This is a genomic window from Paenarthrobacter sp. TE3676 (assembly GCF_056279165.1).
In genome coordinates this window covers 201,975-214,905 of the sequence record NZ_JBWBQU010000007.1, presented here as the reverse complement: position 1 = coordinate 214,905, position 12,931 = coordinate 201,975, and the positions used below count along the sequence as shown (strand labels likewise).

10 protein-coding genes and 1 tRNA gene are annotated in these 12,931 nt (G+C 61.9%); 9 read left to right on the top strand and 2 right to left on the bottom strand.

Annotation, left to right across the window (positions count from 1 at the left end; all coding sequences use genetic code 11):
• Nucleotides 1-9 precede the first annotated feature (9 nt).
• Nucleotides 10-720 (bottom strand): hypothetical protein, encoded by a 711-nt coding sequence (locus ACZ881_RS17530; protein ID WP_476117334.1) that lies wholly within the window; start codon nt 718-720, stop codon nt 10-12.
• Nucleotides 721-877: 157 nt separating this feature from the next.
• Between ACZ881_RS17530 and ACZ881_RS17525 the strand changes: the two genes are divergently transcribed.
• Together ACZ881_RS17525 and ACZ881_RS17520 are read left to right on the top strand one after the other, a co-directional pair.
• Nucleotides 878-2,005 carry an L-talarate/galactarate dehydratase gene (locus ACZ881_RS17525; RefSeq protein ID WP_476117332.1) on the top strand — a complete coding sequence of 376 codons (1,128 nt, stop codon included), beginning with the start codon at nt 878-880 and terminating at the stop codon, nt 2,003-2,005.
• A 10-nt stretch (nt 2,006-2,015) separates the two neighbouring features.
• The gene (locus ACZ881_RS17520; protein ID WP_178994686.1) at nt 2,016-2,714 is read left to right on the top strand and encodes a FadR/GntR family transcriptional regulator; all 699 of its coding nucleotides are present in this window, start codon (nt 2,016-2,018) and stop codon (nt 2,712-2,714) included.
• A 152-nt stretch (nt 2,715-2,866) separates the two neighbouring features.
• On the opposite strand, the gene ACZ881_RS17515 is transcribed toward ACZ881_RS17520, so the two are convergent.
• Nucleotides 2,867-2,949: transfer RNA gene (locus ACZ881_RS17515), tRNA-Leu, on the bottom strand.
• 375 nt (nt 2,950-3,324) lie between these two features.
• Between ACZ881_RS17515 and ACZ881_RS17510 the strand changes: the two genes are divergently transcribed.
• From ACZ881_RS17510 to pknB, 7 genes are read left to right on the top strand one after another with little or no spacing between them, the layout of a single operon-like run.
• Entirely contained in the window at nt 3,325-4,074 is a 750-nt protein-coding gene (locus tag ACZ881_RS17510) for an FhaA domain-containing protein (RefSeq protein ID WP_091464318.1), read from the top strand.
• 5 nt (nt 4,075-4,079) lie between these two features.
• Nucleotides 4,080-4,559 (top strand): FHA domain-containing protein FhaB/FipA, encoded by a 480-nt coding sequence (locus ACZ881_RS17505; RefSeq protein ID WP_024818875.1) that lies wholly within the window; start codon nt 4,080-4,082, stop codon nt 4,557-4,559.
• A gap of 3 nt (nt 4,560-4,562) precedes the next feature.
• A complete protein-coding gene (locus ACZ881_RS17500) occupies nt 4,563-6,257 on the top strand; it encodes a PP2C family protein-serine/threonine phosphatase (RefSeq protein ID WP_091464315.1) in 1,695 nt (564 codons plus the stop codon).
• On the top strand, nt 6,254-7,684 hold the full coding sequence (locus tag ACZ881_RS17495; RefSeq protein WP_178994682.1) for an FtsW/RodA/SpoVE family cell cycle protein: 1,431 nt from the start codon (nt 6,254-6,256) through the stop codon (nt 7,682-7,684). The genes ACZ881_RS17500 and ACZ881_RS17495 overlap by 4 nt, the downstream gene beginning before the upstream one ends.
• A complete protein-coding gene (locus ACZ881_RS17490) occupies nt 7,681-9,138 on the top strand; it encodes a penicillin-binding transpeptidase domain-containing protein (RefSeq protein WP_091464309.1) in 1,458 nt (485 codons plus the stop codon). The genes ACZ881_RS17495 and ACZ881_RS17490 overlap by 4 nt, the downstream gene beginning before the upstream one ends.
• Nucleotides 9,135-10,976 carry a protein kinase domain-containing protein gene (locus tag ACZ881_RS17485; RefSeq protein ID WP_476117328.1) on the top strand — a complete coding sequence of 614 codons (1,842 nt, stop codon included), beginning with the start codon at nt 9,135-9,137 and terminating at the stop codon, nt 10,974-10,976. The genes ACZ881_RS17490 and ACZ881_RS17485 overlap by 4 nt, the downstream gene beginning before the upstream one ends.
• 9 nt (nt 10,977-10,985) lie before the next feature.
• Nucleotides 10,986-12,893: a Stk1 family PASTA domain-containing Ser/Thr kinase gene (pknB, locus tag ACZ881_RS17480; RefSeq protein WP_476117327.1), complete on the top strand. Its 1,908-nt coding sequence runs from the start codon at nt 10,986-10,988 to the stop codon at nt 12,891-12,893.
• The last annotated feature ends 38 nt before the right edge of the window (nt 12,894-12,931 follow it).

Genomic DNA, 12,931 nt, shown 5'->3' with positions numbered 1-12,931 from the left:
CGGGGGTACTCAGCCGCCCAGAGGGCTGACGCGAATGCTTATGACTGATGGATCCGGGAACTCATAGGCGATGTCGTAGGTGACCGCCAAGCCGGTGGACGTGCCGGGACCCAGGCTGTGATTGAACAGATCGACTGAGCTGCTGGTCTTGTTGACGTTTTGGAGCCAATATTCTGCGTCGTCGGCGTCCAACCCGTAACGGGAAACCGCGTCACGAACGTCCTTTTCCAGGTCCTCCCATGTGTCGAACCGGTGGTAGAAAGTGACCTCCTTGAAATCGGAGCGCGCGGAGTCCGTTGCAAATTTGAGGGTGTCAGAGCTTCCAGTAACGGTTCCTTGGGGACCGGCGATGCTGATCTCAATCTCGCGGCCGTCCTGAGCAAAGATCAGGGGGCCTTTCGCAGCGTCCGCAGGTAGGCCCACGGCCTCCTTTTCGAGTTTCCCCTTTGTCATATCCAGCTTTGCTGTCCCCTGTGACGTTATACGTTCGGCCCCAGCGGACGTCAGGGTGTCGAACTCGCCGGCATCCGGTGCGGTCGTTTGATTGCCGGAGACGGCCCCCGAGCAGGCGGCCAGGGCAAGGGATAGCGCGAGAGCACCAATGGCTGCTTTCAGGCTCTTCCTGGCCTTGCCCATGGCGACCGCCTTGCCCGCTGGACGCCTGCCCCGCAAATCCTTGCGATACCCGGCCACTCTTTGTCCTGTTTTTCGTTCTGACACACAGGGAGTCTACGAGCACAGGCGCAGATCGCGCTCAACGTGAAGCGCACACTGCGGGTCTTTTAGCGGGTCTTTTGCCAGGCAACCCTCTTGTAGTACAAGTTTTAAACTTGTATTCTAAGTGGCAGGCAAGGATGCCGTCCCCACTAGGAGAACCATGAGCACCGTAGATCTCATTCGTCACGTCAAGCTATCCACCGCAAGGTTGCCCCTCACTGTGCCCATCAGCGATGCCAAAGTCTTCACCGGCCGGCAAAAGCCCATGACCGAGGTGGTGTTCCTGTTCGCCGAGATCACCACGGAACAGGGCCACAGCGGCATCGGATTCAGTTACTCCAAGCGCGCAGGCGGCCCGGCACAATATGCCCACGCCAAGGAGGTCGCAGAGGGCATCGTCGGCGAGGACCCCAACGACATCGGCAAGATCTACACCAAGCTTCTTTGGGCCGGCGCCTCCGTGGGGCGTTCCGGTGTGGCAACGCAAGCATTGGCCGCGATAGACATCGCCCTCTACGACCTCAAGGCGAAGCGCGTCGTGCTCCCCCTTGCCAAGTTCCTGGGCTCTTACCGCGACTCGGTCCAGACCTACAACACGTCCGGCGGCTTCCTCAACGCCACCTTGGATGAGGTCAAGGAGCGCGCCACACAGTCCATCGACGAGGGGATTGGCGGAATCAAAATCAAGGTCGGCCTGCCGGACTCCAAGGAAGATCTCCGCCGCGTCGCCGGAGTTCGCGAGCACATCGGTTGGGACGTCCCGCTCATGGTGGACGCGAATCAGCAATGGGACCGCGCCACCGCCTTGCGCATGGGCCGCCAACTCGAAGAATTCAATCTCATCTGGATCGAAGAACCACTGGACGCGTATGACTTCGAAGGCCACGCGCACCTTTCACAGGTCTTGGACACACCCATCGCAACCGGTGAAATGCTGGCGTCCGTTGCCGAGCACAAGGGCCTCATCAATGCGAACAGCTGCGACATCATTCAACCCGATGCTCCCCGCGTTGGCGGCATCACCCAGTTCCTGCGCCTCGCGGCGTTGGCTGATGAAAGAGGGCTGGGCCTCGCCCCGCACTTTGCCATGGAAATCCACCTGCACCTGGCTGCTGCCTACCCGCGTGAGCCTTGGGTGGAGCACTTCGACTGGCTTGACCCGCTGTTCGAGGAGCGCCTGGAAACCAAGAATGGCCGCATGATCGTTCCGGACCGCCCTGGATTGGGTGTTACCTTGAGCGCACAGGCGCGGGCATGGACCACCGAATCAGTGGAATTCGGCGCGTAATCTTGAACCCATGAGCCGAAACCTGACCGCGGATCTCGCCGCCGACCTTCGCAACCGCATCGTCGACGGTGTCATCCAGCCAGGTGAGAAGCTCCCCAGCGAAAACACCCTCATCAGTGAGTTCGGGGTGAGCCGGACCGTTGTCCGTTCCGCCCTCACCCGTTTGCAGGCCGAGGGGCTTGTAGAAACCGAACGTGGGCGGGGCAGCTTCGCGCTGACCCCGCCCGCGGACGGACCCACGCCTGCACCAGGAACGCGGGCCGTTGGCAGCATGGAAGAGCGGCTGCAGATGCTCGACTTCCGGATCGGCGTCGAGACAGAAGCCGCAGCACTTGCCGCCCGGAACCACACAGAACACCAGCTGAAGGCTACGCACGGCGCCTTGGAGCAGTTCGTTGCGAGCTCAGGCCACCCGGCCCATTCAATGAAGGCCGATTTCGAGTTCCACCGGGCAGTCGCGGCGGCCACCGGCAACCCCTTCTATACGGATTGCATCTCCGCCCTGGGCCAAACCATGATCACCATGCCCCGCCCACGCCTCGTTTCAAGCGATGAGCAAGATTCCCGAAGACGCTTCGAGCAAGTGGTCCACGAACACTCCTCTATATACGCAGCCATCGCGGAGGGCGACCCAGTAGCTGCCGCGGCCGCCATGCGCCTGCACCTGAGCAATTCACGACGCCGGTTCACGGGTTCCGCAGGCAACTGACCTTCCGCCCGCCCGGGACCCGCTTGGTCACCCAGTCCCTGTCTTGTTCGAATCCCCCGCCCTACCACGGTGAGCGGAGCGAACAAGGGCGGGAGTCGCGCCCAAGACAGCAAAAGAGCCCCGGTCCTAAGACCGGGGCTCTTTCAATTGCGTGCGCGAGGGGGGATTTGAACCCCCACACCCTTTCGGATACTGGCACCTGAAGCCAGCGCGTCTGCCGTTCCGCCACTCGCGCGCAACTTCTTTTTCCGGACTCTGGCTGGTCTCCCAGCTTCGTTTCCTTCAAAAGCAGCGAGATCAAGCATAACGGACATCCGGAGCAAAACACCAATCGGCCGGGAGGCAGAGCCCCCGTCGAGCCTGGCAGAACCCCAACAACAGCTGAATCGAACGAAAATTTCATTCCCCGCCTCCCGCGCCAACAAGGGCCGGGAACGAACTTTTCCGGGTCGCAAGGCGTTGTGGATTAAGGCCATTCCCAGTCAGTCCCAGTAGTATCGGGAAGTGGAAGGGCCGTCAGGCGCATACTTCGCCGTGTGCGCAGACGGAGGAATGGACGGACTATCGGACCAGGCACAACGGGTGCCGCGGCAAGGAAAGGAGAAGGACCATGGGTTTGCTGGACAAAGTCGAGCGCGGCATTGAAAAGGCCGTCCGCAACGTCTTCTCCACGGGGTCGCGGGCACGTGTTGAACCAGTGGAGATCGCAAGCAAGCTGAGGCGCGAGTTGGACAACAAGTCCATCACCATCGCAGCCGGGCGGACGCTCGCTCCCAATGTTTTCGATGTCCTGCTCAGCGACGAAGACTTCGCCCGGGCCCAGGAATGGGGAACACCCCTCGCCGAGGAACTGTGCGACGTCGTTATCCAGCACGTCCGCAGCCAGGGCTACACGCTCCAAGGCGCTGTCCGTATCTCGTTCCGTCGCAATGACGAAGAACGCGCAGGACATTTCGAAATAAACTCCCGGACCGAGAAATCGTCCGATGACGCTGCTCCTGCTCCACAAGCTCCACGTGCCCATGTTCCTGCTGCCCCGGCACGGCAACCCACCCGCCTCCAGCCCGTGCTGGACATTGGTGGCCAGCGGTATTCCCTCAACGCCCACTCCGTGGTGCTGGGCCGCTCATCCGAGGCCGACATCCTTGTAGATGACACAGGCGTTTCACGGAAACACCTCGAGGTCCGCACGGAGAACGGCGGCACTTGGGCCGTTGACCTCGGGTCCACTAATGGCAGTTACGTCAACGGGCATAAAGTGAACGGCAGCGTGGAGCTGACAGACGGCTCAACCATCACGATGGGACGTACCAAGATTATTTTCCGCCTACTCCCCCAAACTCCGGGTGGCCACGCGTGAACGACATCAGCGAACTGACCATCACAGCGCTTCGCTTCGGGTTCCTTCTTTTGTTGTGGGTCCTGATCTTCAGCATTGTGACCACCATGCGCCGCGACTTCCAGATTGGCCGCAAGGCCGTAACTGGTGTTCCCACCGCACGCGAAGTCCGGAAGCACCCTGAGCTGGCAGCTTCTCCGCCGCCGGCAATCCAGCATGCGCGCACACTGGTAGTCACGGAGGGCCCCCTCAAGGGCACCACGGTTCCCTTGGCCGCCAGCCCCATCCTGCTCGGCCGCGCACAGGAAGCCACGCTTGTCCTGGAAGATGATTACGCTTCCGGGCGGCATGCGCGCCTGTTCCCGCAGGGCAGCCGCTGGTTCATCGAAGACCTCGGATCCACCAACGGCACCTACCTGGCCGATCAACAGCTCACCCGCGCCTTGCCGGTTGAGCTTGGCGTCCCCGTGAGAATCGGCAAGACGGTCATTGAATTGAGGCCGTAGTCCATGGCCTTTTCCGAGACCCCCAAAGGCCAGGAAAAGCCTGCGGAGCGCCCGCTCATCATGCGCTACGCGGCGCGTTCCGACGTCGGACGGATCCGTTCCAAGAATGACGACTCCGCTTATGTGGGCCGCCATCTTGCAGTGGTGGCCGATGGCATGGGCGGGCACGCTGGCGGCGATGTCGCTTCCGCTTCAACGGTCTTGGACATGATCCACCTTGATCATGACGATTACCCGGAGGGCGCGGACACCGTCCTGGCTGACGAGATCCAGACCGCAAATTCCCTGCTCTCCGAGCTTGTCCACCAGAATCCCAAGCTCTCGGGCATGGGCACCACGGTCACGGCGTTGCTCTTGGAGGGACGCAAGCTCCACTTTGCCCACATTGGCGATTCCCGTGCCTACCGGTTGCGCAACAAGAAGTTTGAGCAGGTCAGCATTGACCACACCTTCGTGCAGCGCCTCATTGACGAAGGCCGCCTCCGCCCGGAGGAAGCGGAAACGCATCCGCACAAGAACGTCCTCATGCGCGTCCTCGGCGACGTCGATGCCAGCCCTGAGCTGGACTTGGATGTCCTGGACGTCGAACCGGGCGAACGCTGGCTGCTCTGCTCCGATGGGCTCAATTACGTAGCTGGCCACGTGGTGGAGCGCATGGTCCGCGAGACCAAGGACCTGCGTGAATGTGCTGAGATCCTGGTGGATCTGACGCTGGAAGCCGGCGCCCCGGACAACGTCACCGTGGTGATGCTGGAGATTGCGGAGGAGACCGACGACGACGTCAACACGGCCGCCGTCGACGTCGTTCCGGCAGCAGCGCTTGCCGCGGTTGACGAGCCCGAGGCAGTCACGGCTACCAAGTCAGCTGATGACCTGGCCGCGGACAAGGCGGAAAAGGACAGCAAGACCGAGTCCCATGCCAAAGCCGCGCGGAATGCCGACGCTGGATCTTCGTTCAGCGCAGGAGATCCGGACGACAAAGAGGACGAGGCTGGATCGTCAGAAGAGTCCACGGAGCCACCCACCACCACCGACCCCCATCTCGGTGAGCATTTGTCGGCTGAAGTACTGCGCGAGGAATTGGCCAGTCGCCCCCACGAACTTGTTGGCGCTGCCGCCACTGCTGCTGAAACGGGCTCCATTCCCACCGTCGCCGGCCGCACCGTCGCACGCAGGGCAGCAACGGTCCTCACGCATAAAGCAGAACAAGACCGTGTTGAGATCGAAGAGCCGGCCCGTCGCCGTGTGCGTTGGCTCATGCCTGCTGTCGCGGCCGTTGTGGTCCTGGGCGTCGTGGTGGGCCTGTGGCTTGGCTATGCCTGGACGCAGACACGCTATTACGTTGGCGAATACGACCAGCGGGTCGCTATCTTCAACGGGATCTCTCAGAGGCTCGGACCCATTCAGCTTTCCCGGCTTGAGGCCGTTACCGATATCAGGGTGGATTCATTGCCGGAATACGGCCAGCAGAGCGTACGCCAGACAGTTCCGGCGGGTGACCTCGACAGCGCACAGGGCATTGTGGAGAACCTGAGGAACACTGGCAGCGCTTCAGCCAACTGCCCGAGCACCCCCGCGGCCACAGCCTCGGGATCCGCTACGCCGACCCCGTCGGCCACTGTGCCCATACCCAGCACGGCTGCCGTTGCCAGCCCCACTCCTTCACCCGTCCCGACTCCCTGTGAGGCGGCCAAATGATGCAGACTGAGATAGCACCCAAACCCCGCCGCAATGTCGAGCTGGTTCTCATCGTCCTGGCCCTTGCCGTCGGCATTGGCGCTAGTGCGTTGGTCAGCATCAACTCGGAGGTCGGGTTGGACAGCGACTTCTGGTTCCAGTCGAGCCTCCTTGCGGTTGCAGCTTTCGCATTCCACGTGGTGCTCCGGCTCCGGGCGAAATATGCCGATCCAGTAATACTTCCGATCGTTGTAGCTCTCAACGGACTTGGGCTTGCCCTGATACATCGTATGGACGGTCCCGCGGACGATACGGGCAACAATCAGCTGCGGTGGACACTCATTGCCATGGCGGTCTCGATTGCCGTGATCTGGTTCCTCAAGGACCACCGCATCCTTCGCCGCTTTACATACATCTCCTTGGCGGCCAGTGCTTTCCTCCTGGTCCTTCCATTGATTCCGGGAATCTCCGCCGGCGAAATCCTGGGTGCGCGCGTGTGGATCCGAGTGGGTCCCATGACGTTCCAGCCCGGTGAAATCGCCAAGATCACTCTCGCCATATTCTTTGCCGGCTATCTGTCCTCCAACCGGGACCTGATTCTGTTGGCTGGCCGGAAGATCGGCCCTATGCAGTTCCCCCGCTTCAAGGACCTCGGCCCCATGATCACCGCGTGGCTGGTGAGCATCGGTGTTCTCGTCTTCCAGCGTGACCTTGGATCCTCCATCCTCTTCTTCGGCCTGTTCATCGTGATGATCTACGTGGCTACAAGCCGGATCTCGTGGGTGGTCATCGGCTTGCTGCTGATTCTGGGCGGCGGCTTCATTGCCTCCCAGATCTTCTCCCACGTGGCGTTCCGCATCGACAGCTGGATCAATGCGTTCACGCCTGAGGTCTTCGGCAGGTCTCCCGGTGGTAGCGGGCAAATCGTAGAGGGCTTGTTCGGGATGGCCGACGGCGGCCTGGTGGGCACCGGCCTTGGCCAAGGCAGGCCGGACCTGGTTCCGTTCGCCAACAGCGACATGATCGTTGCCCTTATCGGTGAGGAGCTTGGCTTGATTGGCCTCTTCGCCGTGGTGATGCTTTACCTGTTGCTGTTCACTCGAGGCTTCCGTGCAGCCTTGGGCACCCGGGATGCGTTCGGAAAGCTCCTGGCGTGCGGTTTGTCCTTTGCGATTGCCCTGCAGTGCTTCGTCGTCATCGGTGGAGTTACCCGGCTCATCCCATTGACCGGGCTCACGACTCCGTTCCTTGCCGCTGGCGGTTCCTCGCTTCTGGCCAACTGGATAATCGTTGGCCTGCTGCTCATGATTTCCAACACGGCCCGCGGCCCGGTGGACACCACTCCCATGGTCAACAAACCCCCCGCAAGCAGTAGCACCCCGGGAACACGCAAACCGGCCACAGGCCAGACACCTAGCGCACCAACAGAGGCGGTGAAGCAACAATGAACCAGGCTATTCGCAGCAGCTGGATGGCTGCCGTCGCCATGTTCGCGTTGATCTTCGGCGCCATCAGCTACGTTCAGGTCATTGGCGCTGATGACCTCAACGCCAATCCTTGGAACCAGCGCGCCGTTCTGGCGTCTTTTTGCAATGAGCGTGGCTCCATCATTGTGGGTGGAAAACCAGTAGCTGAATCAGTCACGGGAACCGAATCCTGCGCATTCCAGCGTCAGTACAACCAGCCGGAGCTTTACGCCGGCATCACCGGATACTTCTCCAAGTTCTTTGGTTCCACCGGCCTGGAACAATCCATGGGGGAAACCCTGGCCGGAAACTCCGACCAGTTGTTCCTGGATCGCATGAGCCAGATGTTCCTGGGCAAGGAGCCCAAGGGCGCATCTGTGGAACTGACCTTGGACCCTGCCATCCAGCAACTGGCCTTCGATCTCATTCCTGAGGGGCAGCGCGGTTCCATTGTGGTCACCAACCCCAAGACCGGCGCTATCCTCGCGATGGTTTCCAAGCCGTCGTACAACCCCAACTTGATTGCCTCGCATGACCGCACCACGGCTGAGGCCAACTACGCTCAGCTGAACCAGATTCCGGGCATCAACCTGAACCAAAACGTCAGCGGCCCTACGGGTAACCTGCTCTCGCCCGGATCGGTCTTCAAGCTCATTGATACCGCGGCTGCGTTGAACTCGGGCAAGTACAACAAGGACAGCGAACTGCCGAACCCCAGCAGCCTGCCTTTGCCTGGCAGCAGTGCCAGCCTCCCCAACTATGCCGGCGGTAACTGCAACGTTCGCGAAACAGCGTCCTTCGCGTTTGCCTTGGAGCAGTCGTGTAATACTCCGTTTGCCAGCATCGCATTGGACCTCGGCCAGGATGCCATCCGGGAGCAAGCGCAGAAGTTCGGCTTCGGCGAAAACTTTGGCGACCAGCTTAAGCTCCAGCAGGCCACCAGCGTCTTCCCGGAGGACCTAGACCAGGCCCAGTTGGCCCAGTCGTCGGTGGGTCAACGCGACGTGAAAGCCACACCGCTGCAGATCAACCTGATGACGGCGGCCATCGCCAACGGCGGCGTGCAGATGAAACCCAACCTGGTTGAGGCCATCCGTGCACCCGATCTTCGCGTTATCAACGAACCCAAGCCTGAGGCGCTCCGCACCAGCACCACGCAGCCCATCGCGACCCAGATCACCGAGTGGATGACCAGCGCCGTGGATAACGGTATCGCCAGGGGCGCAGCCGTTCCCGGTGTCAAGGTGGCCGGTAAGACCGGCACGGCCGAGCTCGGTGATTCAGGTTTGAACAACTCATGGTTTACCGGGTTCGCCCCGGCAAACGACCCGCAAGTAGCCGTCACCATTGTCATGGAGAGTGTTGACGTGCAAACCGGGGCCCAGCTAACCAGTCCGAACGCAAAGAAGATTTTTGAGGCGGTGTTGAATAAGTGAGGCCTACTTCGGGAATCACACTCGGCGGCAGGTTCCAGCTGACCAGTCGCATTGCGATTGGCGGCATGGGTGAGGTCTGGAAGGCCAAGGACCAGATCCTCGGCCGGATCGTTGCCATCAAGGTGCTCAAGGAGGAATACACGGGTGACCCCGGGTTCCTTCAGCGGTTCCGTGCCGAGGCGCGTCACACCGCCCTCCTCAACCACGTGGGCATCGCCAACGTCTTCGATTACGGCGAGGAAGCCGGTTCGGCCTACCTGGTCATGGAACTCGTTCCCGGACACCCCCTGAGCGGCATCCTCGAACGGGAGCAGGTGCTCTCGCCGGACATGACGCTCTCCATCATCTCGCAGACAGCGCGCGCCCTTGCCGTTGCGCACGCACAGGGCCTCGTCCACCGCGACATCAAGCCGGGCAACCTGCTGATCACGCCCGACAACCGCGTCAAGGTCACCGACTTCGGCATTGCCAGATTGGCTGACCAGGTGCCGCTCACACAGACCGGCCAGGTCATGGGCACCGCCCAGTATCTGGCGCCTGAGCAGGCAACCGGCCAGACCGCCACGGGTTCTTCGGACATTTATTCGCTCGGCGTCATCGGCTACGAGTGCCTCACCGGGCACCGTCCGTTCTCCGGCGAATCCCAGATTGCCATTGCCCTGGCCCAGGTGAATGACGCACCGCCGCCCCTTCCGGAGACGCTGCCCACCCCCGTGCGGGCACTGCTGATGTCCATGCTGGCCAAGGATCCGAAGAACCGTCCGGCCAACGCCATCAAGCTGGCCGAAGCCGCGGAAGCCATCCGCAACGGTGACATCGCCACCGCCCACGCCGCCGTGCCCGGCATGCTGTTGTTCGAATCCAATACCGGACCCATCACTGCGCCGGTGGACACCGCAACGGCACCCACCGGCGTCGTTACCTCGCCTTACGGCAAGGAACAGTCGACGACGGCGACGTCCGCACTGCCGGTGCTCGGCGCCGGGGCTGCAGGGGCTGCTCTTGGAGCCGCCGCCGCGTCTTCGGATAACCCCCTGATGCGTGCAAACGCGCTGGAGGCCGAACGTCAGCTCAACGACGACGAAGTGGTCTACACCGAAGAAGAGAACTTCGACGATGCTGAACCCGAGCGCAAGAAGCGCAGCCCCTGGACCTGGCCCCTTGTTGCCCTGATTCTGCTGGTCCTGTTTGCCTTGGTTGGTTTCCTGATTTCGCAGTCAGGTTTCTTCTCGCCGAGCCCCGCGCCCACCGAGTCAACCACCACGAGCACCAGCCGGAGCGCGAGTCCTACATCCACGTCAGCTACGCCTACGCCGCGGCCCACAGAGACCTCAGAGGCACCGCAGCCCACTCAGTCGGTTCCCCAGAAGATCAACATCATTCCCGAGCAGTATGTTGGCCAACCCTTCGAGACTGTCAGCGCGCAACTTCGAGCATTGGGCTTCGGAGTGAACGGCCAGGAGGTCTTCGACGACACAGCCGAGGCAGGAATCGTAACGACTCTCAATCCCACCGGACCTCGTGAACCTGGCGAAACCATCACCGTCACCTACTCCAAAGGCCCCGAATTGGTCGCTGTCCCCGCTATCGGAGTCGGTGTTGACGAATCGCAGATTCGCCAAGCCATCGAAGGAGCCGGTCTTTTGTGGGTTGCAGGAGAACCCGTGAACGGCGCCATCGGCCAGCAGCCGGGAACGTTCGTCCGTTCCTCACCGGCGGCTGGAACCCAGGTCCCCGCAGGCTCCACGGTCACCTATTACCTGTCCAAGGCACTGGTTCCGGTTGATCCCGGCTCGTCGAGTGCTACCCCCAGCGGCTCCGGCAGCCCGAGCGACTAAGTAAACGCCATGTCAACGTCACGTCCAGGTCCTGCGCATCGAGAGGAGAGCACACCTGTGTCCTCCCAGCGCATCCTCAATTCCCGCTATGAACTTGGCGAGCTGATCGGTCGTGGCGGTATGGCGGACGTCTACCGGGGAACGGACACCCTGCTGGGACGGACCATCGCCGTCAAGGTGCTGCGCGCGGACCTTGCGCGGGATCCCCAGTTCCAGGCCCGTTTCAAACGCGAAGCCCAGGCTGTAGCGGCGTTGAACCATCCCTCCATCGTGGCCATCTTCGATACCGGAGAATACTCGGTTCCGGGAGGTCCGGGCGAGGACGTGCGTGTCCCCTACATCGTCATGGAGTACGTGGCCGGACGCACCCTGCGGGACATGATCAAGGCCAACGAGCTTGGGGTGGAGGACTCCATCGGCTTCACCTTGGGGGTCCTTGGCGCTCTTGAGTACAGCCACCGGGCCGGCATCGTCCACCGGGATATCAAACCAGCCAATGTGATGGTGTGTGCCGACACCGGCGAGGTGAAGGTCATGGACTTCGGCATCGCGCGTGCCATGGCCGATTCCGCCGCCACCATGACGCAAACACAAGCCGTGGTGGGCACTGCGCAATACCTTTCGCCGGAGCAGGCCCGTGGTGAAACGGTGGATGCACGCAGTGACCTCTACTCGGCCGGTTGTCTTCTTTTCGAACTGCTGACCAGTCGGCCTCCGTTCATCGGCGACAGCCCCGTATCGGTTGCCTACCAGCACGTCCGCGAGACGCCGGACCTGCCCAGTGCCCACAACCCGGAAGTCACCGAAGCCCTGGACTCAGTCCTGGTAAAGGCACTGCAGAAGAGCCGGACAGATCGCTTCCAGGACGCTGCCGCCTTCCGCCGTGCGCTGCGCGCGGCCAGCAACGGCATTCCCGTGCCGGCAGTGGCGGCCAGTGAGGCCCCTACGGACCCCAACGACCTCGTGGAACCCGAAGACCCGGCCACAGAGCTTTTGAGCACCACGGCCGTGGGCTTCCTCGATGCGGGGCAGTTCAAGGACGAGCCAGTTGATCAGCCCCAGGAAGAGCCTCTTCCCTTGGGCCTCCCACCCGAACGGGAGCTGCCGGCGCGCCAGAAGTCCCGCCGTCGTGCCTGGGTTGCCACCTTGGTTATTTTCACCATTCTGGTGCTGGCAGGTGGTGGCTTCTGGCTCTACAGCCTCATGAACATGCAACCGCCGCCCCCGGCGAAAATAGCCGTACCGGTAGTGACCAACATGTCGGAAAGCCAAGCAATTCAAGAACTGTTCACGGCCAAACTGAAACCCAAGTCCGTGCGTGAGCCCAGCGACACCGTGGCCAAGGACATGACAATCGGAACGACGCCGATTGCCGGCGCAATGTTGGAACAGGATGCTGAAGTCATCCTCAAAATTTCCAGCGGTCCCAGCTCGGTGACCATCCCGGCGGACATCGTGGGGCGCACTGAATCCGACGCACGGGAAGCTTTGCGCAGGCTTGGCATCACCGGTGAAGTAGTGACCGCTTTGACTCACAGCCCCACTGTCCCCGCAGGCGTTGTGATCAGCACGGCTCCCGCCCCTGGCGGCGCCATAGCCGTAGATTCCAAGGTGGAGCTGCAGGTTTCAACGGGCAAGGTCCTCATGCCCCAGTTGATCGCATTGCCCTTGGCTGAAGCCGAAGCGGCGCTCAAAGCCAACGGACTCACCATGGCAGTGGTGGAGCAAGAGAACTCTCAAGTTGCGGCGGGAACAGTCACAGCTCAGAGCGACGCATTCAACACTGAGGTGGCCCAGGGCAAGGTGGTAACTGTCACGGTGGCCAAGGCCCCGGCACCACCGCCCACACCCACCCCGACGCCCACACCTACGGAAACCGAGAAGCCGTCGCCGAAGCCCACACCCACCAAGAAGTAAGGGGGCTTCTGCGTCGGTCGCGTCCGCCGACCTCTGCG